Consider the following 21,109-nt stretch of genomic DNA (forward strand, 5'->3'; position numbering starts at 1 on the left):
GGGCATGCAGTACGAGGCCCCCTCCCGTGAAGAACCGGCCGCCCACCCGACGGCCGTCACCGTGCACCAGACCTCACGGGTGCTGGAGGTGGCCTTCGACGACGGCGCTGCGTTCCGCATCCCGTTCGAGCTGATGCGCGTTTACTCGCCCTCGGCCGAAGTGATGGGCCACGGCCCCGGCCAGGAGGTCCTGCAGACGGGCAAGCGCGACGTGCTCATCACCGACATCCAGCCCGTGGGGCACTATGCGGTGCAGCCGCGGTTTTCCGACGGTCACGAAAGCGGCATCTTCACCTGGGCCTACCTGTACCGCCTGGGCCGCGACGAGGCCGCGCTGTGGCGCCAGTACGAACAGCGCCTGGCGGCCGCCGGGCGCGGTCGAGACGCGCCGATGCCGCTGGCCGCCGCAGGCACCTGCGGCCACCACTGACCCCGACCGCTTCCGAACCCATGGCGCAGACGCATTTCGGCTACCAGACCGTCGACGAGGCCGAGAAGGCGACGCGCGTGCGCGGTGTCTTCGACAGCGTTGCGGCCCGGTACGACCTGATGAACGACCTGCTGTCGTTCGGCCTGCACCGCGCCTGGAAGGCCTACGCGGTGGCCGTGGCCGACGTGCGGCCCGGCATGCGCGTGCTCGACATCGCCGGCGGCACCGGCGACCTGGCGCGGGCGTTTGCCCGCCGCGCCGGGCCCAGTGGCCAGGTGGTGCTGACCGACATCAACGAGGCCATGCTGACCGTCGGCCGCGACCGCCTGCTCGACGAGGGGCTGGCGCTGCCGACGATGGTCTGCGATGCAGAGCATCTGCCATTTGCCACCGGTGCGTCCTCGGGCGGCGTCCTGACGGGGTTCGACCTCGTCAGCGTGGCTTTCGGCCTGCGCAACATGACGCACAAGGAGGTCGCCCTGGCCGAGATGGCGCGCGTGCTGCGGCCTGGCGGCCGGCTGCTGGTGCTGGAGTTCTCAAGGCCCACGCCGGTGCTGCAGAAGCCCTACGACGCGTACTCGTTCGGCTTCATGCCGCTGATGGGGAGGTGGGTGACGGGTGATGCCGACAGCTATCGGTATCTCGCCGAGAGCATCCGCATGCACCCGGACCAGGCCACGCTCAAGGGCATGATGGTCGCCGCCGGTTTCGGCCACGTCGACGTGCACAGCCTGGCCGGCGGCATCGTCGCGTTGCACGTGGGGATCAAGTGCTGAGGCGGCTGCGCCGGCGCGTCATCGCGGCCCGCACGGCGGCGCGGGCCTGGCGGCGCTCGCGCCGAGTCCGGCGCATGAAGGGCGTGCCCGAGTTCCTGCAGGTGGCCCGCCAGAGCTTCCTGGAGCTGCAGGCTGCCTGGGACCGCGCCGACTGGCGGGCGCTGCGGCAGCTGGCCACCGAGCCGCTGCTGGCCGACCTGCGTGAGCAGCATGCGATGCGTGGCCCGGGGCCCAACCGCACCGAGGTGCTGGAGCTGCACGCCGAGCTCCTGGCGCTCGAGGAGTTGCGCGAGGCTTTTGTCGCCAGCGTCGAGTTCCGTGGCCTCATCCGCGAGGACAGCGGGTCGACCGCCGCGCCGTTCCGCGAGCTCTGGCTGCTGGCCAACGTCAAGTCGGCCGATCGCGGCTGGAAGCTGGCGCGGGTACAAGCCTTGGCCTGAACCGGGCTGCGCCGGGGCCCGCCGCCCACGCCCCTGGCACTCAGCCCGGCGGCAGCGCGGCTGCCGCCAGCCAGGGCGCCGCGGCATCCTTGGGTGCCAGGCGCGGCGGCGCACCGGTGTCGGGCCAGGCGATGGCGAGTTCGGGGTCGTCCCAGCGGATCGCCCCTTCGCAGTCCCTGGCGTAGACGTCGGTGGTCTTGTAGAGGAAGTGTGTGTCGTCTTCGAGCGCCAGGAAGCCGTGCGCGAAGCCCTCGGGGATCCAGAGCTGCCGGCGGTTCTGGGCGTCCAGCTCCAGCCCGAACCACTCTCCGAAATGCGGCGAGCCACGGCGGATGTCGACCGCCACGTCCCAGGCTCGTCCCTGCACCACGCGCACCAGCTTGCCCTGGGCGTGCGGCGGCAACTGGTAGTGCAGGCCGCGCAGCACGCCGCGCTGGCTGCAGGAATGGTTGTCCTGCACGAAGCGCCGGGGCAGCGGCTCTCCCGCGGCCTCCAGCGCAGCCAGCCACTTGGGCTCGGTGAAGCTCTCCATGAACCAGCCGCGGTCGTCGCCGAACACAGGCGCCTCGACGATCAGCACGCCGGGCAGCGGCGTCTTGGTCAGCTTCATCGTCAGTAGACCTTCTCGTTCAGGACCTGCAGCAGGTATTGCCCGTAGCCGTTTTTGCGCAGCGGTTCGGCCAGCGCCTGGAGTTGCTCGGCGGTGATCCAGCCGGCGCGGAACGCGATCTCCTCCGGGCAGGCCACCTTCAGGCCCTGGCGCTTCTCCAGCGTGGCGATGAACTGGCCGGCCTCGAGCAGGCTGTCGTGCGTGCCGGTGTCCAGCCAGGCGTAGCCCCGACCCATGATCTCCACCTCGAGCTGGCCCTGCCGCAGGTACTGGGCGTTGACCTCGGTGATCTCGAGCTCGCCGCGGGCGCTGGGCTTGATCGAGGCCGCGATGTCGCAGACCTGCTCATCGTAGAAGTAGAGCCCCGTCACGGCGTAGTTGCTCTTCGGTACCTTGGGCTTTTCCTCGATGCTGATGGCGCGGCGCCCGGCGTCGAACTCGACGACGCCGTAGCGCTCGGGGTCGTGGACGTGGTAGGCGAACACCGTGGCGCCGGTGCCTCGGCCGTTTGCCCTGGCCAGCTGCGCTGCCAGGTCGTGGCCATAGAAGATGTTGTCGCCCAGCACCAGTGCGCTCGGCGCACCACCCACGAAATCCCGGCCCAGGATGAAGGCCTGGGCCAGGCCGTCGGGGCTGGGCTGCACGCAGTACTGCAGGTTCATGCCCCACTTCGAGCCGTCGCCCAGCAGGGCCTGGAAGCGCGGCGTGTCCTGCGGCGTGCTGATGACGAGCACCTCGCGCATGCCCGCGAGCATGAGCGTGCTCAGCGGGTAGTAGACCATCGGCTTGTCGTACACCGGCAGCAGTTGCTTGCTCACGGCCAGCGTGGCCGGGTGCAGCCGCGTGCCGGAGCCGCCGGCCAGGATGATGCCCTTGCGGTTCATGGTCAGTGGTCCTCCTCGGGACGGTCGGTCAGCCCAGCACTTCGGTCAGCATGCGGTCCACGCCACGCTGCCACGGCGGCAGCACGATGCCGAAGGTGCGCTGCAGCTTGGCGGTGGCCAGGCGCGAGTTCAGAGGCCGCTGAGCCGGCGTGGGGTAGGCGCTGGTGGGGATGGCATGGATGCGATCGGGCGCCACCTTCACGGCGTGGCCGCGCGCACGCGCCCAATCGATGACGTGGGTGGCGTAGCCGTGCCAGTTCGTCTCGCCGCCGGCCACGCAGTGGTAGGTGCCCGACAGCGCGACGTGGTCGAACAGGCGCGGCAGCATCTGCGCCGTCACGTCGGCCAGCAGGTCGGCGCCGGTGGGTGCTCCCACCTGGTCCTTGATGACATGGAGCTCCTCGCGCTCAGCGGCCAGCCTGAGCATGGTGCGCGCGAAGTTGCCGCCGCGCGCCGCGAAGACCCAGCTTGTGCGCAGGATGGCGTGGTGGCAGCCGCTGGCGCGGATCAGCTCCTCGCCCTGGAGCTTGGTGCGGCCGTAGACGCTGAGCGGGCCGGTGGGCGCACGTTCGTCGCGGGCGTGCGTGCCGCTGCCGTCGAACACGTAGTCGGTGCTGTAGTGCACCAGGCAGAGGTCGCGCCGCTTCGCCTCGCGCGCCAGCACGCCCGGCGCATTGGCGTTGATGGCGCGGGCGAGCTCGGGCTCGGACTCGGCCTTGTCGACCGCCGTATGCGCGGCCGCGTTGACGATGACCTCGGGCTGGACGTGCTCCACCAGCGCCACCAGCGACTCAGGCTGGCTGAAGTCGGCCTTCAGCGGGCCCTCGCTGTCGACGTCGCAGGCCACCACCTCGCCCAGCAGCGCCAGCGAGCGCTGCAGCTCCCAGCCGACCTGGCCGTTTTTGCCCAGCAGCAGGATCTTCATCTCAGCCCCCCGTCCGGTGAGTGCGCCGGCCGATCCCCCAAGGGGATGCGGGCCGCCATGGGACGGTCCGGCGCTCGGCCCTCGAAGTCATCGCACGGCGTAGTGGGTCGCCACCCAGTCGCGGTAGCTGCCGCTTTGCACGCGCGCCACCCAGTCGGCGTGCTCCAGGTACCACTGCACCGTCTTGCGAATGCCGGTGTCGAAGGTCTCGGCCGGGCGCCAGCCGAGTTCGCGCTCGATCTTGCGCGCATCGATGGCGTAGCGGCGATCGTGGCCCGGGCGGTCCTTCACGTAGGTGATGAGCCGCGCATAGGGGCCTTCGGCCGCAGGGCGCAGCGTGTCGAGCAGCGCGCAGACGGTCTTCACGATCTCGAGGTTGGGCTTCTCGTTCCAGCCGCCGACGTTGTAAGTCTCGCCCGGGCGCCCGCCGGCCAGCACGGTGCGGATGGCGCTGCAGTGGTCCTTCACGTAGAGCCAGTCGCGGATCTGCATGCCGTCGCCGTACACGGGCAGCGGCTTGCCGGCCAGCGCGTTGACGATCATCAGCGGGATCAGCTTCTCCGGAAAGTGGTAGGGCCCGTAGTTGTTGCTGCAGTTGGTGGTGAGCACCGGCAGCCCGTAGGTGTGGTGCCAGGCGCGCACCAGGTGGTCGCTGGCGGCCTTGCTGGCGCTGTAGGGGCTGTTGGGCTCGAAGGCGTGCTGCTCCGTGAAGGCGGGGTCGCCCGGGCCCAGGCTGCCATAGACCTCGTCGGTGCTCACGTGCAGAAAGCGGAAGGCCGCCTTCTCGTCGCCGGCCAAGGTGCCCCAGTGCGCGCGCGCGGCCTCCAGCAAGGTGAAGGTGCCCTCGACGTTGGTCTTGATGAAGGCACCGGGGCCGTGGATGCTGCGGTCGACGTGACTCTCGGCCGCGAAGTGCACCAGCGCACGTGGACGGTGCTCGGCGAGCAGCCCGTCCACCAGGGCGCGGTCGCCGATGTCGCCCTGGACAAACACGTGGCGCGCGTCGCCCTGCAGCGAGGCCAGGTTCTCCAGGTTGCCGGCGTAGGTGAGGGCGTCCAGCGTGACGACGCGCTCGTCGCACCCGGCCAGCCAGTCGAGCACGAAGTTGCTGCCGATGAAGCCGGCGCCGCCGGTGACGATGATGGTCATGTCGACACTCTTCCGTAGGTGTCCTCGAAGCGCACGATGTCGTCCTCGCCGAGGTAGCTGCCGCTTTGCACCTCGATCAGCTCCAGCGGCACCTTGCCCGGGTTGCGCAGGCGGTGCTTTTCGCCCAGGGGGATGTAGGTGCTCTGGTTCTCGGCCAGCAGGATGAGCTTGTCGCCCACCGTGACTTCGGCCGTGCCGGTGACGACGATCCAGTGCTCGGCGCGGTGGTGGTGCATCTGCAGGCTCAAGGAAGCGCCCGGCTTGACCATGATGCGCTTGACCTGGTCGCGCGGGCCCTGGTCGATGCTGTCGTACCAGCCCCAGGGGCGGTGCACCTTGCGGTGCAGCGCGTGCTCGCCGCGCTGCTCGCGGCCCAGGTGGGTAACGACGTTCTTGACGTCCTGGCTGCGCTCGCGGCGCGCCACCAGCACGGCGTCGGGCGTCTCCACCACCACCACGTCGTCAAGGCCGATCACGCTGACCAGCCGGCTGGTCGCGTGCACCAGCGTGTTGCGGCAGTCCTGCACGATGGCGTCGCCCACCTGCGCGTTGCCGGCGGCGTCCTTCGGCGTCACCTGCCAGACGGCGTCCCAGGCGCCGAGGTCGTTCCAGCCGGCGGCCAGCGGCTCCATGCGGATGTCGAGCACACCGGGGCACTTCTCGAGCACCGCGTAGTCCACCGACTCCGCCGGCACGGCCGCGAACGCGGCCTTGTCCGGGCGCACGAAGGCGGCGTCGGTGCTGCGGCCGGCGAAGGCGGTGCGGCAGGCTGCCGCAATGTCGGGGCGGAAGCGCTCCAGCGCTGCCATCCACACCGAGGCCTTGAGCACGAACATGCCGGCGTTCCAGTAGTAACCGCCCTGGGCCAGGTACTTCTGCGCCGTGGCGAGGTCGGGCTTCTCGACGAACTGAGCCACCTTCGGACCGTCGGCGCGGATGTAGCCATAGCCCGTCTCGGGCTTGTCGGGCGCGATGCCCAGGATGACCACCGCGCCGTCACCCGCCGCGGCCACGGCGCGGCGCAGCGCGGCCGAGAACGCGGCCTGGTCGGTGACGGTCTGGTCGGCGGACGTCACCACCATCACCGGGTCGACCCCCGCTTCCAGCGCCTGCAACGCTGCCAGCGTCACGGCCGGCGCGGTGTTGCGGCCGACGGGCTCCAGGATCACGGCCTGCGGCTCGGCCCGCATGTCGCGCAGCTGGTCGAGCACCATGAAGCGGTGCTCCTCGTTGCCGACGACCACCGGCCGAGCCACGGCAACGCCGCTTCCGCCCAGCGCCACCAGCCGCGCCACGGCCTGCTGGAACAGGCTCTGCGAGTCATGGCCCAGCACCAGGAACTGCTTCGGGAAGCCACTGCGCGACAGCGGCCAAAGCCGCGTTCCGGAGCCGCCGGCCATGATCACCGGCCAGACGGAGATGGATGTGGTCGGCTGCTTCATTCGTACCCCCTGGGATTGTTCAACTGCCAGCGCCAGGTATCCGCGCACATGCGGCTCAAGTCGAGCCGGGCCTGCCAGCCGAGCAGATCGCGGGCGCGGGCCGGGTCGGCCCAGCAGGCCGCCACGTCGCCCGGACGCCGAGGCTGGATGTCATAGGCTACCGTGCGACCGCTGGCCGCGGCGAAGGCCGCCACCACCTCCAGCACGCTGTGGCCGCGCCCGGTGCCGAGATTGACGGTGAACGAGCCGGGATGCCCGAGCAGCCGTCGCAACGCCGCGACATGGCCCTCGGCGAGATCGACGACGTGGATGTAGTCGCGCACGCCCGTGCCGTCGGGCGTGTCGTAATCCTGGCCCCAGACCGAGAGCTTCTCGCGCCGGCCCACCGCCACCTGGCTGACGTAGGGCATCAGGTTGTTGGGTGTGCCGCGCGGGTCTTCGCCGATGCGGCCGCTGTCGTGCGCACCCACCGGGTTGAAGTAGCGCAGCACGGCGGTCTGCCAGGCCGGGTCGGATGCGCCCAGGGCGGCCAGGATCTGCTCGCCCATCAGCTTGGTGTGGCCGTAGGGGCTGGTGGCGTTGAGCGGGGCATCCTCGGTCAGCGGCAACTGCTGCGGCTCGCCGTAGACGGTGGCGCTGGAGCTGAAGACGAAACGGCCGACACTGTGAGCGCGCATCGTCTCGCACACCGTCAGCAGGCCGTCGATGTTGTTGCGGAAGTAGGCCAGCGGCTGCGCCACCGACTCGCCCACCGCCTTGAGCGCGGCGAAGTGCACCGTGGCTGCAATGCGGTGGCGCGCGAACACCCCGGCCATCGCGGCTGCGTCGCAGACGTCGGCGCGCTCGAACACCGGCGTGCGGCCGCCGAGCCCGGCCAGCCGCTCCAGCACGTGCGGCGAGCTGTTGCGGAAGTCATCCACGCCCACGACGTCGAAGCCCGCCTGCCACAGCGCCAGCCAGGTGTGCGACGCGATGTAGCCGGTGGCGCCAGTGAGCAGGATGGTGGTCATGCGGGGTTCCTGGCGCGCAGGGGCAGTGGGGCGAGGCAGCACGCAAGAGACATCGTGATCGGGGAAACACCCGTTGGACGTTGCGCGTGCCGGGCTGCGTATCCTGGCTCGGGACCAGTTGCGCAGCTGGCAGCGGCGGCGCCCGCGGGCGACGGTCAGGTCGCGGGATGGGCGGGATGGGGAAAGGCCAGGCGGTGGATTCTGGCCCATCCCCGTGCCGCCGCCAGTGGCGCGGCACCGCGCTGTGGGCGGGAACGCGCGGCCCGCGCAAGGGCTGCTGCCTACAATCAGGACATGTTGCACAGTCTCCAGGCGATGCTCGCGCCGGCACTGGCCGAACGGCTGACGCTGCTGCTCAACCACGTGCTCGCGTCGGAGGCCGTGGCGACCGAGCGGCTGCAGCCGCACCGCGGCGCGATGCTGCAGCTCACGCTTGAGCGCTGGCCGGCCCTGCTGCCGCCGCCGCCGGTGCTGTCGTGGCGGATCACGCCGGCCGGGCTGCTGCAGTGGAACGGCGCCGAGGGCCTGGCCCAGGTGGCGGCCGATGTCGCGCAGCTGCACGTCACGATCGACGCGGCCAACCCGGCCCTGCTGGTGGCGCAGGCTGTCGGCGGCGAACCGCCGGCCTTGCGCATCGATGGCGACGCCGCGCTGGCCGCCGACGTGAACTGGCTGCTGCAGAACCTGCGCTGGGACGTCGCAGCAGACCTCGAGCGCCTGTTCGGGCCCCAGGTGGCCGGCGTGCTGCATCCGTTGGGTCGCATGCTCGGGCAAGGGCTGCGCAGCGCGCTGCAGGGCCTCTCGTCGATCGGCGAAAGCCTGCGCACGTCCCGTGGTTGAGCGTTCGGGGCGCGCGTCTCGGGATCGCGGCCGGTGAAGCACCTCGTCCGGCTCGCCTTCATCGTCGTGACAGTGCTGCGCTTCGGCCTGGACGAGGTCGCGCTCAGCGCCTTCCGGCAGGGCTGGGTGCGGGCGCTGGTGCGCCTGGTCACGCTCGGCCGCCGGCTCGACCGCCCGCGCGGTGAGCGCCTGCGCCAGGGCCTGGAGCGCCTGGGGCCCATCTTCGTCAAGTTCGGCCAGGTGCTGTCGACGCGCCGCGACCTCATCCCGCTGGACGTGGCCGACGAGCTCGCCAAGCTGCAGGACCGCGTGCCGCCGTTCCCCGCCGCGCAATCGAAGGCGCTGGTGGAGAAGGCCTTCGGCCGGCCCATCGGCGACGTGTTCGCGCGTTTCGACGCCGAGCCCGTGGCCAGCGCCTCCATCGCCCAGGTCCACTTCGCCGAGCTCAAGGATGGCCGCGAGGTCGCCGTGAAGGTGCTGCGACCGGGCATGCGCGAGGTCATCGACCAGGACCTGGCCCTGCTGCACACCATCGCCGCCTGGGTGGAGCGCCTGAGCGCCGACGGCCGGCGCCTGAAGCCGCGCGAGGTGGTGGCCGAGTTCGACGGCTACCTGCACGACGAGCTCGACCTCGTGCGCGAGGCCGCCAACGCCACGCAGCTGCGCCGCAACATGGATGGCCTGGGCCTGGTGCTGATCCCCGAGATGGTGTGGGAGCTGTGCACCGAGGGCGTGATCGTCATGCAGCGCATGAAGGGTGTGCCCATCAGCCAGATCGAGCGCCTGCGCGAGGCCGGTGTCGACCTGAAGAAGCTCTCGCGCGACGGCGTCACGATCTTCTTCACGCAGGTCTTCCGCGACGGCTACTTCCACGCCGACATGCACCCCGGCAACATCATGGTCAGCCTGGATCCGGCCACCTTCGGCCGCTACATCGCGCTCGACTTCGGGATCATCGGCACGCTCACCGAGACCGACAAGGAATACCTGGCCTACAACTTCATCGCCTTCTTCCGGCGCGACTACAAGCGCGTGGCCGAGCTGCACATCGAGAGCGGCTGGGTGCCGCCCGGCACGCGGGTGGGCGCGCTCGAAGGCGCCATCCGCGCGGTCTGCGAGCCGCAGTTCGACCGCCCGCTGAAGGACATCTCGCTGGGCCAGGTGCTGCTGCGCCTGTTCCAGACCTCACGCCGCTTCAACGTCGAGATCCAGCCCCAGCTCGTGCTGCTGCAGAAGACGCTGCTCAACATCGAGGGCCTGGGCCGCCAGCTCGATCCCGAGCTCGACCTGTGGACGACGGCCAAGCCCTTCCTGGAGCGCTGGATGAACGAGCAGGTCGGCTGGCGCGGGCTCGCCGCGCGCTTGGAGCGCGAGGCGCCGCGCTACGCCCAGCTGTTGCCGGCGCTGCCCCGGCTGGTGCACGAGGTGCTCCGCCGGCAGGCTCAGCCGCCGCAGGACCGGGCCCTGCGCGATCTGGTGGTCGAGCAGCGCCGCATCCGGCGGCTCCTGCAGGCCGTGGTGTGGGGCGCGGCGGGTCTTCTGCTCTTGCTGGCGACCGCGCTGGGTGTGCTGCTCGCCGGCTGAGGCCAGCCAGACCCTGGGGGCTTGCCCGTATCATCGCGGGTTCGGTCGCTCGCGCGGCTGCCCACCTCCTCGCCGGGACGCCCTCATGCCCATCTACGCCTACCGCTGCTCAGACTGCGGCCACGCGCAAGACGTGCTGCAGAAGCTGAGCGACCCCGTGCTCACCACCTGCCCCGTCTGCGGGGCCGAGGCCTACGCCAAGCAGGTCACGGCCGCTGGCTTCCAGCTCAAGGGCTCAGGCTGGTATGTGACCGACTTCCGCAACGGCAATCAGGCCGCGCCCAAGCCCGGCGACGCTGCCAAGACTACGGCCGACGCGGCGCCGGGCGAAGCTGCGCCGGCCGCCGACAAGCCGGCTGCCGACAAGCCGGCTGCCGCGCCGCCGGCCTCCGCGCCGGCCACCGCCGCCAAGCCGGCGTCCTCGCCGGCGGCCTCACCGGCCGCCGCGCCGCCGGCCCCGAACCCCTGACACACGGCGCTCGCCTTGAAGAAATTCATCGTCGCCGGCCTGCTGGTCTGGTTGCCGTTGGCCATCACCATCGCCGTGCTGAGCTGGCTGCTCGGCGCCGTGGATGGGCTGTTCGCGTGGTTGCTCAGGGTGTCTGAGGCCTTGTTGCCCGTCAGCTCGGCAGCCAACATCGAGAGACTGCGCCATGTGCCCGGGCTCAGCGTCGTGGTGCTGGTGGCCGTGCTCGTGCTGACGGGAGTGTTCGTCACCAACATCTTTGGGCAATGGTGGGTGCGTCAGTGGGATCGGCTGATGCATCAGATTCCCATCGTCAAGAGCATCTACAGCTCGGTCAAGCAGGTCTCGGACACGCTGTTCTCGTCCAAGGGCAACGCCTTCCGCGAGGCCGTGCTGGTTCAGTACCCGCGCCCCGGCGCGTGGACCATCGCTTTCGTCACCGGCAAGCCCGGCGGTGAGGTGGCGGGCAAGCTGCCGGCGGACATGGTCAGCGTCTACGTACCCACCACCCCCAACCCGACCTCGGGCTTTTTCCTGATGCTGCCCAGGGGGGACGTTGTCGAATTGTCGATGAGCGTCGACCAGGCGCTGAAGTACGTCATCTCGATGGGCGTGGTCGTGCCCCCGCCACCCGCGGCACCAAGACCGCTGCCGGCACGAAACTGACCGGGCGGGCTGGTTCGGCAACCGGCCCGTCCTGACGGTGACCCGCCGCACCCCAGCGCCTGTCCCGAGCCGCCGGCCCTGCCCGGCCAGCAGCCCGTATCCGTCGAATCCGCTGCATCCGACTTCCGAGAAAACACCATGCGAAGCACCTACTGCGGCCTCGTCAGCGACACGCTGATGGGCCAGACCGTCACCCTCATGGGCTGGGCCCACCGCCGCCGCGACCACGGCGGCGTCATCTTCATCGACCTGCGCGACCGCGAAGGGCTGGTGCAGGTGGTGTGCGACCCCGACCGCCCCGAGATGTTCAAGGCCGCCGAGGGCGTGCGCAACGAGTTCTGCCTGCAGCTCACGGGCGTCGTGCGTGCGCGCCCCGCGGGCACCGAGAACGCCAACCTCACCAGCGGCAGGGTCGAGGTGCTGTGCCACACGCTGGAGGTGCTCAACGCCAGCGTCACGCCGCCCTTCCCGCTGGACGACGAGAACCTCAGCGAGACCGTGCGCCTGACGCACCGCGTGCTCGACCTGCGCCGCCCGCAGATGCAGCGCAACCTGCGCCTGCGCTACAAGGTGGCCATCGAGGTGCGCAAGTTCCTCGACGAGCAGGGCTTCATCGACATCGAGACGCCCATGCTCACCAAGAGCACGCCCGAGGGCGCACGCGACTACCTCGTGCCCAGCCGTGTGCACGACGGCCAGTTCTTCGCGCTGCCGCAGTCGCCCCAGCTCTTCAAGCAGCTGCTGATGGTGGCGGGCTTCGACCGCTACTACCAGATCACCAAGTGCTTCCGCGACGAGGACCTGCGCGCCGACCGCCAGCCCGAGTTCACGCAGATCGACATCGAGACCAGCTTCCTCACCGAGCACGAGATCCGTGCCATCACCGAGGCCATGATCCGCACCGTGTTCCGCAAGACGCTGGGCATGGAGCTGCCGGTCTACGCCGAGATGACGTACGGCGAGGCGATGTTCAAGTACGGCTCCGACAAGCCCGACCTGCGCGTGAAGCTGCAGTTCACCGAGCTGACCGACGTGATGAAGGACGTCGATTTCAAGGTGTTCAGCGGCCCGGCCACCACGCCTGGCGGCCGCGTGGTGGCGCTCATGGTGCCGGGCGGTGGCGAGCTGAGCCGTGGCGAGATCGACGCCTACACCGAGTTCGTGAAGATCTACGGTGCCAAGGGCCTGGCGTGGATCAAGGTCAACGACGCCGGCAAGGGCCGCGACGGCCTGCAGAGCCCGATCGTCAAGAACCTGCACGACGCGGCCATCGCGGAAGTCATCGCGCGCACGGGCTGCAAGAACGGCGATCTCCTCTTCTTCGGCGCCGACAAGGCCAAGGTGGTGAACGACGCCATCGGCGCGCTGCGGCTGAAGGTGGGCCACAGCGAGTTCGGCCGCCAGCACGGCCTGTTCGAGGACAGCTGGAAGCCGCTGTGGGTGGTGGACTTCCCGATGTTCGAGTTCGACGAGGACGGCAAGCGCTGGAACGCCGTGCACCATCCGTTCACCGCGCCCAAGGACGGCCACGATGAGCTGATGAAGACCGACCCCGGCGCCTGCATCGCCAAGGCCTACGACATGGTGCTCAACGGCTGGGAGATCGGCGGCGGCAGCGTGCGCATCCACCGCGCCGACGTGCAGGCCCGGGTCTTCGAGGCGCTGAACATCACGCCCGACGAACAGAAGGTGAAGTTCGGCTTCCTGCTCGATGCGCTGCAGTACGGCGCGCCGCCGCATGGGGGCCTGGCCTTCGGCCTGGACCGCATCGCGACACTGATGACAGGTGCCGAGAGCATCCGCGACGTCATCGCCTTCCCCAAGACGCAGCGCGCGCAGTGCCTGCTGACCGGGGCGCCGAGCATGGTCGACGAAGGGCAGCTGCGCGAGCTGCACATCCGGCTGCGCAACCCCAAGGCGGCCTGAGGCACAGGCGCGGCAGCGATGAGCGAGGCGCGCCCGTTCAAGATCCCGCGTTCGGTGCTGGTGGTGATCCACACGCCGGCGCTGGAGGTGCTGCTGATCGAGCGTGCCGACCGCCCGGGCTTCTGGCAGAGCGTGACGGGCTCGCTCGATGCCGACGACGAGCCACCCGCCAGCGCCGCCTGGCGAGAGGCCGCCGAGGAAACCGGCCTCGGCCGCGGCCAGGGCGGCGTGCTCACCGACTGGCGACACGAGATCGTGTACACGATCTACCCGCAGTGGCGGCACCGCTACGCGCCCGGGGTGAGCACCAACACCGAACACTGGTTCGGGCTGGAGCTGCCTGCGCCGCTGACGCCGGTGCTCAGTCCGCGCGAGCACACGGCCCATGCGTGGCTGCCCTGGGCGCAGGCCGCTGCACGCTGCTTTTCGCCCAGCAACGCCGAGGCCATCCGCACGCTGCCCGGCCGCATCCTGCGTTGAGCGCGCGATGATCGGGGTCATGCGACCTCGCCACACCGGCCCGCTGGCCGGGCACTCGACACTGCAATCCTCGCTGCTGCCTCCGCACACCGGCCACGGTGCCCTGCGCGTGGCCACCTACAACATCCACAAGGGCGTGCGCGGCGTCGGCCCGCGCAAACGGCTGGAGATCCACAACCTCGGCCTCGCGGTGGAGGCCTTCGACGCCGACCTCGTGTTCCTGCAGGAGGTGCGGCTGTTCCACACGCGCGAGGCCCGCCACTTCGAGCGCACACACTTCGGCTGGCCGCAGCAGGGGCAGGCCGAGTACCTGGCGCCCGACGGCTACGAAGTGGCCTACCGGAGCAACGCGGTCACGCGGCACGGCGAGCACGGCAACGCGCTGCTGGCGCGCTGGCCCATGGGTGATGTCGGCCACCACGACGTGAGCGACCACCGCTTCGAGCAGCGTGGTCTGCTGCACGTGCCGGTGGTGTGGGCCGGCACCACGGTGCACGCCGTCGTCGTGCACTTCGGCCTCGTGCACCGCAGCCGCCTGCGCCAGGTGCAGCGGCTGGCGCACTACATCGCCCACCACGTGCCGGTCGACGCGCCGCTGGTGGTGGCCGGCGACTTCAACGACTGGGGCGAACGCCTTGACGGCGTCATGCGCGCCAGCGGCCTGCAGCGCGCCCGCGCCCCGGCCGGTGGGCCCGAGGCCACCTTTCCATCCTTGGCGCCGGTGTTTGCGCTCGACCGCTTCTACCTGCGCGGCCTGGCCTGCGCCGCGACGAGGGTGCCGCGCGGGACGGCCTGGGCGCGCATGTCCGATCACCTGCCGCTGATCGCGGAGCTGGCGCTCGCATGAAGCCGCGTCTGCGCGACACGCTGCGCGAGCTGGCGGGCGTGCCGGTGCCGCGCTTCGTGGGCGGCAACCGCGTGGCGCTGCTGCAGGGCGGCGATGCGCTGTTCCCGCGCATGGTGAAGGCCATCGCGGCGGCCGAGCACGAGGTCTGGCTGGCCACCTACATCTTCCACGACGACCCGGCGGCGCAGGCGGTGGCCGGGGCGCTGATCGCGGCGGCGGCGCGTGGCGTGCGGGTGCGCGTGGTGGTCGACGGCTTCGGCAGCATCAAGTCGCTGCCCGCGGTCCGTGCGCGCTTTGCCGGCAGCGCGGTGCAACTGGAGGTGTTCCGCCCGCTCGACCGCTGGTGGGCCTGGCTGCAGCCGGGACAGCTGCGGCGGCTGCACCAGAAGCTGTGCGTCTGCGACGTGCCGGGCGGCAGCGGGCTGGTGGCCTTCGTCGGCGGCATCAACCTGATCGACGATCGCCATGACCTGAACCACGGCTGGGCCGACCAACCCCGGCTCGACTTTGCGGTCGAGCTGCAGGGGCCGCTGGCGGCCCAGGCCCGCGCCACGACCCGCGCAATGTGGGCCCGCGCCCACCTGGCCCGCCACTGGCGCCGTGAGTTCCGCGAGGCTGCCGCCAGCGAACGCCCGGTGGGCGAAACGGTGGCGCTGCTGCAGCAGCTGCGGGGCCCGCTGGCGCTGGAACGTGAGGACGGCGCCGACGACCCGCGCCCCGTCCGCGCCGCCTTCCTGGTGCGTGACAACCTGCGCCAGCGCCGCGTCATCGAACGCAGCTTCGTCGATGCCATACGGCGTGCACGTGTTTCGGTGGATATCGCCGTGCCCTATTTCTACCCGGGGCACCGCTTTCGGCGCGCACTGCGCCAGGCGGCACAGCGCGGCGTGCACGTGCGCCTGTTGCTGCAGGGCAAGGTCGACTACCGCATCGCGGCGCTGGCCGCGCAGGCCGTGTGCGACGAACTGCGTGCCCACGGCGTGCGCATCTTCGAGTACACGCCCGCCTTCCTGCACGCCAAGCTGGCGCGGGTGGACGACGACTGGGCCACGGTGGGAAGCAGCAACATCGATCCACTGAGCCTGCTGCTCAACCTGGAGGCCAACGTGGTGGTGCGCGACGCCGGCTTTGCCAGCGAGGTGGCGGCGTGCTTCGAACAGGCTTTCGCGCAGAGCACCGAGGTCGACGTGCCCATGCGCGGCGGACTGCGCGGCTGGCTGACGCGCCTGGTGGTGGCCTTTGCGGCCACCTTGTACCTGCGGGTGGCGGGCATCACCGGGCGCTACTGAACACGCAAGAGCATCGTCCCGAGCAGCCCAGCGCCCATGTACGCCGCCGACTCCGAACTCGTCGTCCTGCGCCCCGAAGGCCTGTACTGCCCGCCGGGCGGCTTCTACATCGATCCTTGGCGGCCAGTGGAGCGCGCCGTCATCACGCACGCCCACGCCGACCACGCCCGCCGCGGCCACGCCGCCTACCTGGCCACCGCGGTGAGCGAGGGCGTGCTGCGCGCCCGGCTGGGCTCGATCACGCTGCAGGGCCTGGCCTATGGCGAGACCGTGGTGATCGACGGCGTGCGCCTGAGCCTGCACCCCGCAGGCCACGTGCTCGGCTCGGCGCAGGTGCGGCTGGAGCACCGAGGCCGTGTCTGGGTGGCCTCGGGCGATTACTACTACAGCGGCCACGAGGCCGACGCCAACCCCACCTGCACGCCCTTCGAACCGGTGCGTTGCGACTGCTTCATCACCGAGAGCACCTTCGGCCTGCCGGTGTACCGCTGGCGCCCGCAAGCCGAGTTGGCGGCGGAGATCAACGCCTGGTGGGCCATGAATGCGGCGGCCGGGCGTGCCAGCCTGCTGATGGGCTACAGCTTCGGCAAGGCGCAGCGGCTGCTGGCCGCGCTGGACCCGACCATCGGCCCCATCGCCGTGCACGGCGCGGTGGCGCCCTTGAACGAGGCCTACCGCGCGGCCGGCGTGGCGCTCCCCGCGACGACGACGCTGGAAGCGCTGGCCACCGACCGCGCCGCGCTGGCGCGCGCCATCGCCATCGCTCCGCCGGCCGTGCACGGCAGCGCCTGGGCGCGGCGGCTGGGCGAGCATGCCGATGCCTTCGCCAGTGGCTGGATGCAACTGCGCGGCGCGCGCCGCCGCCAGGGCGTGGACCGCGGCTTTGTGCTCAGTGACCACGCCGACTGGCCGGGTCTGCAGCGCGCCATCGCCGCCACGGGTGCCCGCCGGGTGATCGTGACACACGGCTACGAGGCGGTCATGGTGCGCTGGCTGGAGCAGCAGGGTCTGCAGGCCGGCAGCTTCCGCACCGAGTACGGCGACGAGCGCGCGGCCGAGGACGCGCCCAAGGCAGCCCCCAGGGCTGGCCCCTGAGGAGGATCGAGTCGCGCGCATGGGGTGCGCGCTGGGGGGCCGCCCGCCACCTCACCGGAGTGCCGATGATGTGCCCCAAGCAGCCGCTGTTCGTCCTGCTGCTCGGGCGATCGCCCGTGCCTTCGACAAGCAGCCCGAGCATTTGCGGGGCCACCCAACCCCGGCGCACCGCTTGCCGGCGGGGCGCTGCCGGGCATCATCGGCACATGCAGGACTTCGCGGCGCTGTACGCCGAGCTCGACGCCAGCACCGGCACCGGCCGACAAGGTCGAGGCGCTGGTGCGCTCACTTCGCGCGCGCCGCGCCCGAGCCCGACGCGCCGCCTGGGCGGTGTACTTCCTGGCCGGCGGCAAGCCGCGCCAGGGCGTGCCCACGGCGGTGCTGCGCGAGGCCGCGTGCCGAGCAGGCCGGCATCGACCCCTGGCTGTTCGAGGCGTGCTACCAGGCCGTCGGCGACCTTGCCGAGACCATCGCCAACCTGCTGCCCGCCGGGCGTGCCCGGTCCGCCCGGCGCGGCCTGGCCGGCGTGGATGCACGACCAGCGTGCTGCCGCTGCGCGGCCTGCCGCCGACCGAGCAGCAGGCGCGGCTGGCCGCGGCCTGGGCGCGGGCTCGACGCGGCGCGGGCGCTTCCTGTTCGTCAAGCTCATCGGCGGGGGCTTTCGCGTCGGCGTGAGCCGGCTGCTCGTGCAGCGCGCGCTGGCGCCGACACACCGGCCTCGACGCGCAGCTGCTCGCGCAGCGCCTCGTCGGCTGGACCGACGCGCGCGCGCTGCCCGAGGCGGCGCGCTGGCTCGCGCTGGTGGCGCCGCCGGGGCAGGGCAGCGGCGCCGGCCGGGCAGCCGTACCCGTTCTTCCTGGCCCACCCGCTGCAGGCCGGGCCGGCCGCCCTGGGCGACCCGGCCGACTGGCTGGTGGAGTGGAAGTACGACGGCATCCGCGCCCAGGTGGTGCGGCGCGGCGGGCGGCTGCTGGATCTGGTCGCGCGGCGAGGAGCTCGTCACCGAGCGCTTCCCGGAGGTCAGTGGCCGCCGCTGCCGCCTGGCCCGAGGGCACCGTGCTCGACGGCGAGCTGCTGGTCTGGCCCGATGCCGGCGCCGACCGCCCGGCGCCGTTCCAGGCGCTGCAGTCAGCGCCTGAACCGCAAGACCCTGCCGAAGAAGCTGCTGTCTGAGGCGCCGGTCGCGTTCGTGGCCTACGACCTGCTGGAAAGCGACGCCATCGACCGTCGCGCCGAGCCGCTGAGCAGCGCGCCGGGATCGCGGCTGGACGCGCTCCAGGCGGCGGCGCCCGGCGCTGCGCGTGTCGCCGCTCGTCGAGTGCCCGCCCGCGCCTGGGCCGGCGTTGGCAGTGCCGCGCGCGCCCGCGCGCGTGAGCGCGGCGTCGAGGGCCTGATGCTCAAGGACCGCGCGGCCTCGCGCTACGGCAGCGGGCGCACCAGGCCGATGCCGGCATGTGGTGGAAGTGGAAGACCGAGCCGATGTCGCGTGGACGCGGTGCTGGTGTATGCACAGGCCGGCCATGGCCGCCGCGCCAGCGTCTACACCGACTACACCTTCGCGGTCTGGAGCCGCCCGCCGGCCGATGCCGCCGAGGCCGCCGCCGCGCTGGAGGCCGTGTCGCGGCGCGAGGCGCCACCCCAGGCTCGAGGCGGCACCGACAGCGGCGCGCTGCAGCTGCTGACCTTTGCCAAGGCCTACTCGGGCCTGAGCGACGCCGAGTTCAAGGCCGTCGACCGCGTGATCCGCGCCACCACCGTGAACCAGTTCGGCCCCGTGCGCAGCGTGCGGCCGACGCTGGTGTTCGAGATCGGCTTCGAGGGCATCGGTGCGAGCCCGCGCCACAAGAGCGGCGTGGCCGTGCGTTTCCCGCGCATGCTTGCGTCTGCGCCCCGACAAGCCGCTGCACGAGGCCGACACGCTCGGCGGCGCTGCAGGCCCTGATCGGCTAGCGGCGCGTTATCGGCAGCTCCGGCCGCCGCTTGAGCAGGTCTTCAACGGCGCCTTGATGGGCCTCAAGTCGGTGCGGGCATGGGCCGATACCCCGGGAGCCCGGGCCCAGACCCGGCTCCATCCACCCGATCGGCCCGGAGACCCGCCATGCACACCTTCGCCCGCCTCGCCCTCGCCGCCACCGTCGTGATGGCCGGTGCCGCCCACGCCAACGACCCCAAGGCCACGATCGCCGACCTCGACGCCCGACTGGCCAAGATCGGCGCGCCCAAGATCGACGGCACCGAGGTTGTGGCCGGCAAGACCGTGCCCGCCATCTTCTTCGGCGAGCGCAAGATCAACAACAACTACGACGTCGTCGACGCCGTGCGCAAGGCCCACAACGCCACCGCCACCGTGTTCGTGAAGGACGGCGACGAGTTCGTGCGCGTCTCGACCAACGTGCTCACGCCCGAGGGCAAGCGCGGTGTCGGCACGCAGCTGGCCCGCAATGCCGCCTATGCCGCCGTGGCCGCCGGCAAGCAGTACTGCGGCCCGATCGACGTGCTCGGCACGGCCTTCGACGCTTGCTACAACCCCATCAAGGACGCCAGCGGCAAGATCATCGGCGTCAGCTACATCGGCCACAAGAAGTGAGTTCGGGCCGGCTCGCCGGCATCTGTCTTCCACTGCTCTTGACCCGAGGCCCGAGATGAACAACAAGATCCGCTCCCGCAACCCCGTTTCCGCCGTCGCGGCACTACTCAATCGCCTGCCCGTCGGGCGGCAGCTGGCCCTGGCCTTTGGCCTGTTGCTGCTGCTGTCGCTGGTGATCGGTGGCTTTGCGCTGCACAGCATGCAGCAGGAGAGTGCGCGCACGCACGCGCTCGGCGAGAAGTGGCTGGCCAGCGCCGGCCACGTGGCGACGCTGCGTGAGTCGCTGCTGGCCATGCGCGAGCAGGAGGTGAAGCACAGCCGGGCCACCGACAAGAGCTACCACGGCGAGTACGAGGAGAAGATCACGGCCTCGGCCAAGTCGGTCGACGACGCCATCGCTGCGCTGAAGCCGCTGATGGAGGGCGAGCAGGAACTCGGGCTGATGAGCAAGCTCAAGGCCGGGTGGGCCGCCTACCGCAAGGCCGCCGACCAGGTGATCAAGATGGGCCGCGGCGGGCAGCAGACGGATGCCGCCGACATCTCCGACGGCGCCGCATCGATGGCCGTCGAGGAAGCGCTGCACCCGTTGGGCGTTTTCGGCACGTACGTGTTCGACCGCGCCCGCGAGTCCGTCGAGGTGTCCGACGCGGCGTTCAAGCGGGGTGCCTCGGTGATGGCGGGCCTGGTGGCTGCATCGCTGCTGATCGGCGCGGCGCTCGCGACCTTCATCACGCGGGCGCTGATGCGCCAGCTGGGTGGCGAGCCGCGTGTGGCCGCCGAGGTGGCGCGGGCAGTGGCGGCCGGCGATCTGTCCGGCCGCATCGTCGTGCGCCCCGGCGACGGCACCAGCCTGATGGCCAGCCTCGACGCGATGCAGCGTTCGCTGTCGGACGCCGTGCGCAAGGTGCGCGACGGCTCGGAGCAGGTGGCCACGGCCAGCATCGAGATCGCCCAGGGCAACAGCGACCTGAGCTCGCGCACCGAGCAGCAGGCCAGCAGCCTGCAGCAGACGGCAGCGACGATGGAGGAGCTCGGCACCACCGTGCGCCACAACGCCGACAGCGCGCGCCAGGCCGACCAGCTGGCCAAGGGTGCGGCGCAGGTGGCGTCGCAGGGCGGCAGCGTGGTTGGCGAGGTGGTGGCCACGATGCAGGGCATCCAGGCCTCCAGCCGCAAGATCAGCGAGATCATCGCCGTCATCGACGGCATCGCGTTCCAGACCAACATCCTGGCGCTGAACGCCGCGGTGGAAGCCGCGCGAGCCGGCGAGCAGGGCCGTGGGTTCGCGGTGGTGGCCAGCGAAGTGCGCAGCCTGGCGCAGCGCAGCGCCGAGGCCGCACGCCAGATCAAGGGCCTCATCGGCGACAGCGTCTCTCGCGTCGAGCAGGGCACGGCGCTGGTGGACCGGGCCGGCCAGACGATGCAGGAGATCGTGGCCGCCATCGGCCGCGTGAGCGACATCGTCTCCGAGATCAGCTCGGCCAGCGCCGAGCAGAGCTCGGGCGTCAGCCAGGTCAGTCAGGCCGTGACGCAGATGGACCAGACGACGCAGCAGAACGCCGCGCTCGTGGAAGAGAGCGCCGCCGCGGCAGAGAGCCTGCGCCAGCAGGCGCAGCAACTGGTGCAGGCGGTGGCGGTGTTCCGCGTCGCGGCAGCCTGAGTC

The 21,109-nt window shown here is 71.2% G+C and carries 20 protein-coding genes and 1 pseudogene; 15 read left to right on the plus strand and 6 right to left on the minus strand.

Annotation, left to right across the window (positions count from 1 at the left end; translation table 11 throughout):
* Positions 1 to 4 precede the first annotated feature (4 nt).
* The 3 genes from KA711_09560 to KA711_09570 all read left to right on the plus strand — a co-directional run bounded on the left by KA711_09560 (position 5) and on the right by KA711_09570 (position 1,646).
* Positions 5 to 430, plus strand: coding sequence for a DUF971 domain-containing protein (locus tag KA711_09560; protein MCM0609226.1), 426 nt, complete (start codon positions 5 to 7; stop codon positions 428 to 430).
* A 20-nt stretch (positions 431 to 450) separates the two neighbouring features.
* Positions 451 to 1,206, plus strand: a complete 756-nt coding sequence (locus KA711_09565) for a class I SAM-dependent methyltransferase (GenBank protein ID MCM0609227.1) — start codon at positions 451 to 453, stop codon at positions 1,204 to 1,206.
* Between the two features lie 74 nt (positions 1,207 to 1,280).
* Entirely contained in the window at positions 1,281 to 1,646 is a 366-nt protein-coding gene (locus tag KA711_09570) for a TIM44-like domain-containing protein (GenBank protein ID MCM0609228.1), read from the plus strand.
* Between the two features lie 40 nt (positions 1,647 to 1,686).
* Here KA711_09570 and rfbC read toward each other — a convergent pair whose 3' ends face one another.
* The 6 genes from rfbC to galE all read right to left on the minus strand — a co-directional run bounded on the left by rfbC (position 1,687) and on the right by galE (position 7,666).
* The gene (gene rfbC / locus KA711_09575) at positions 1,687 to 2,256 is read right to left on the minus strand and encodes a dTDP-4-dehydrorhamnose 3,5-epimerase (GenBank protein ID MCM0609229.1); all 570 of its coding nucleotides are present in this window, start codon (positions 2,254 to 2,256) and stop codon (positions 1,687 to 1,689) included.
* Between the two features lie 2 nt (positions 2,257 to 2,258).
* Positions 2,259 to 3,140 (minus strand): glucose-1-phosphate thymidylyltransferase RfbA, encoded by an 882-nt coding sequence (gene rfbA / locus KA711_09580; protein MCM0609230.1) that lies wholly within the window; start codon positions 3,138 to 3,140, stop codon positions 2,259 to 2,261.
* A gap of 28 nt (positions 3,141 to 3,168) precedes the next feature.
* Positions 3,169 to 4,065 carry a dTDP-4-dehydrorhamnose reductase gene (gene rfbD, locus KA711_09585; protein MCM0609231.1) on the minus strand — a complete coding sequence of 299 codons (897 nt, stop codon included), beginning with the start codon at positions 4,063 to 4,065 and terminating at the stop codon, positions 3,169 to 3,171.
* Between the two features lie 87 nt (positions 4,066 to 4,152).
* Positions 4,153 to 5,214: a dTDP-glucose 4,6-dehydratase gene (gene rfbB, locus KA711_09590; protein ID MCM0609232.1), complete on the minus strand. Its 1,062-nt coding sequence runs from the start codon at positions 5,212 to 5,214 to the stop codon at positions 4,153 to 4,155.
* Positions 5,211 to 6,614 (minus strand): mannose-1-phosphate guanylyltransferase/mannose-6-phosphate isomerase, encoded by a 1,404-nt coding sequence (locus tag KA711_09595; protein MCM0609233.1) that lies wholly within the window; start codon positions 6,612 to 6,614, stop codon positions 5,211 to 5,213. The genes rfbB and KA711_09595 overlap by 4 nt, the downstream gene beginning before the upstream one ends.
* Before the next feature lie 38 nt (positions 6,615 to 6,652).
* Positions 6,653 to 7,666 (minus strand): UDP-glucose 4-epimerase GalE, encoded by a 1,014-nt coding sequence (gene galE / locus KA711_09600; protein ID MCM0609234.1) that lies wholly within the window; start codon positions 7,664 to 7,666, stop codon positions 6,653 to 6,655.
* A gap of 294 nt (positions 7,667 to 7,960) precedes the next feature.
* Here galE and KA711_09605 point away from each other — a divergent pair, with 294 nt between their 5' ends.
* The 12 genes and pseudogenes from KA711_09605 (at position 7,961) to KA711_09660 (ending at position 21,106) form a co-directional block, all read left to right on the plus strand.
* Positions 7,961 to 8,506 carry a hypothetical protein gene (locus KA711_09605; protein MCM0609235.1) on the plus strand — a complete coding sequence of 182 codons (546 nt, stop codon included), beginning with the start codon at positions 7,961 to 7,963 and terminating at the stop codon, positions 8,504 to 8,506.
* Positions 8,507 to 8,539: 33 nt separating this feature from the next.
* Positions 8,540 to 10,090, plus strand: a complete 1,551-nt coding sequence (gene ubiB, locus KA711_09610) for a ubiquinone biosynthesis regulatory protein kinase UbiB (GenBank protein MCM0609236.1) — start codon at positions 8,540 to 8,542, stop codon at positions 10,088 to 10,090.
* Positions 10,091 to 10,175: 85 nt separating this feature from the next.
* Positions 10,176 to 10,559 carry a zinc ribbon domain-containing protein gene (locus tag KA711_09615; protein MCM0609237.1) on the plus strand — a complete coding sequence of 128 codons (384 nt, stop codon included), beginning with the start codon at positions 10,176 to 10,178 and terminating at the stop codon, positions 10,557 to 10,559.
* Positions 10,560 to 10,574: 15 nt separating this feature from the next.
* Positions 10,575 to 11,222 (plus strand): DUF502 domain-containing protein, encoded by a 648-nt coding sequence (locus KA711_09620; protein MCM0609238.1) that lies wholly within the window; start codon positions 10,575 to 10,577, stop codon positions 11,220 to 11,222.
* 138 nt (positions 11,223 to 11,360) lie between these two features.
* Entirely contained in the window at positions 11,361 to 13,148 is a 1,788-nt protein-coding gene (aspS, locus tag KA711_09625; protein ID MCM0609239.1) for an aspartate--tRNA ligase, read from the plus strand.
* Between the two features lie 18 nt (positions 13,149 to 13,166).
* Positions 13,167 to 13,628, plus strand: a complete 462-nt coding sequence (gene nudB / locus KA711_09630; protein ID MCM0609240.1) for a dihydroneopterin triphosphate diphosphatase — start codon at positions 13,167 to 13,169, stop codon at positions 13,626 to 13,628.
* A 19-nt stretch (positions 13,629 to 13,647) separates the two neighbouring features.
* A complete protein-coding gene (locus tag KA711_09635) occupies positions 13,648 to 14,475 on the plus strand; it encodes an endonuclease/exonuclease/phosphatase family protein (GenBank protein ID MCM0609241.1) in 828 nt (275 codons plus the stop codon).
* Entirely contained in the window at positions 14,472 to 15,764 is a 1,293-nt protein-coding gene (gene clsB, locus KA711_09640) for a cardiolipin synthase ClsB (protein MCM0609242.1), read from the plus strand. The genes KA711_09635 and clsB overlap by 4 nt, the downstream gene beginning before the upstream one ends.
* 36 nt (positions 15,765 to 15,800) lie before the next feature.
* Positions 15,801 to 16,859: a ligase-associated DNA damage response exonuclease gene (locus tag KA711_09645; GenBank protein MCM0609243.1), complete on the plus strand. Its 1,059-nt coding sequence runs from the start codon at positions 15,801 to 15,803 to the stop codon at positions 16,857 to 16,859.
* A 206-nt stretch (positions 16,860 to 17,065) separates the two neighbouring features.
* Positions 17,066 to 18,781 (plus strand): annotated as a pseudogene (locus tag KA711_09650) (cisplatin damage response ATP-dependent DNA ligase).
* Positions 18,782 to 18,957: 176 nt separating this feature from the next.
* Positions 18,958 to 19,446, plus strand: coding sequence for a Cache 3/Cache 2 fusion domain-containing protein (locus KA711_09655; protein MCM0609244.1), 489 nt, complete (start codon positions 18,958 to 18,960; stop codon positions 19,444 to 19,446).
* Between the two features lie 502 nt (positions 19,447 to 19,948).
* Positions 19,949 to 21,106 (plus strand): cellobiose phosphorylase, encoded by a 1,158-nt coding sequence (locus KA711_09660; protein MCM0609245.1) that lies wholly within the window; start codon positions 19,949 to 19,951, stop codon positions 21,104 to 21,106.
* The last annotated feature ends 3 nt before the right edge of the window (positions 21,107 to 21,109 follow it).

This window comes from Ideonella sp. WA131b, assembly GCA_023657425.1.
GTDB lineage: Bacteria > Pseudomonadota > Gammaproteobacteria > Burkholderiales > Burkholderiaceae_C > Rubrivivax.

Excerpts from the sequence above, each read along its gene's own strand:
- KA711_09560 (MCM0609226.1), top strand. The coding sequence starts at position 5 with ATGCAGTACGAGGCCCCCTCCCGTGAAGAACCGGCCGCCCACCCGACG.
- KA711_09565 (MCM0609227.1), top strand. The coding sequence starts at position 451 with ATGGCGCAGACGCATTTCGGCTACCAGACCGTCGACGAGGCCGAGAAG.
- KA711_09570 (MCM0609228.1), top strand. The coding sequence starts at position 1,281 with ATGAAGGGCGTGCCCGAGTTCCTGCAGGTGGCCCGCCAGAGCTTCCTG.
- rfbC (MCM0609229.1), bottom strand. The coding sequence starts at position 2,256 with ATGAAGCTGACCAAGACGCCGCTGCCCGGCGTGCTGATCGTCGAGGCG.
- rfbA (MCM0609230.1), bottom strand. The coding sequence starts at position 3,140 with ATGAACCGCAAGGGCATCATCCTGGCCGGCGGCTCCGGCACGCGGCTG.
- rfbD (MCM0609231.1), bottom strand. The coding sequence starts at position 4,065 with ATGAAGATCCTGCTGCTGGGCAAAAACGGCCAGGTCGGCTGGGAGCTG.
- rfbB (MCM0609232.1), bottom strand. The coding sequence starts at position 5,214 with ATGACCATCATCGTCACCGGCGGCGCCGGCTTCATCGGCAGCAACTTC.
- KA711_09595 (MCM0609233.1), bottom strand. The coding sequence starts at position 6,614 with ATGGCCGGCGGCTCCGGAACGCGGCTTTGGCCGCTGTCGCGCAGTGGC.
- galE (MCM0609234.1), bottom strand. The coding sequence starts at position 7,666 with ATGACCACCATCCTGCTCACTGGCGCCACCGGCTACATCGCGTCGCAC.
- KA711_09605 (MCM0609235.1), top strand. The coding sequence starts at position 7,961 with ATGTTGCACAGTCTCCAGGCGATGCTCGCGCCGGCACTGGCCGAACGG.
- KA711_09615 (MCM0609237.1), top strand. The coding sequence starts at position 10,176 with ATGCCCATCTACGCCTACCGCTGCTCAGACTGCGGCCACGCGCAAGAC.
- aspS (MCM0609239.1), top strand. The coding sequence starts at position 11,361 with ATGCGAAGCACCTACTGCGGCCTCGTCAGCGACACGCTGATGGGCCAG.
- nudB (MCM0609240.1), top strand. The coding sequence starts at position 13,167 with ATGAGCGAGGCGCGCCCGTTCAAGATCCCGCGTTCGGTGCTGGTGGTG.
- KA711_09635 (MCM0609241.1), top strand. The coding sequence starts at position 13,648 with ATGCGACCTCGCCACACCGGCCCGCTGGCCGGGCACTCGACACTGCAA.
- clsB (MCM0609242.1), top strand. The coding sequence starts at position 14,472 with ATGAAGCCGCGTCTGCGCGACACGCTGCGCGAGCTGGCGGGCGTGCCG.
- KA711_09645 (MCM0609243.1), top strand. The coding sequence starts at position 15,801 with ATGTACGCCGCCGACTCCGAACTCGTCGTCCTGCGCCCCGAAGGCCTG.
- KA711_09655 (MCM0609244.1), top strand. The coding sequence starts at position 18,958 with ATGCACACCTTCGCCCGCCTCGCCCTCGCCGCCACCGTCGTGATGGCC.
- KA711_09660 (MCM0609245.1), top strand. The coding sequence starts at position 19,949 with ATGGGCCGCGGCGGGCAGCAGACGGATGCCGCCGACATCTCCGACGGC.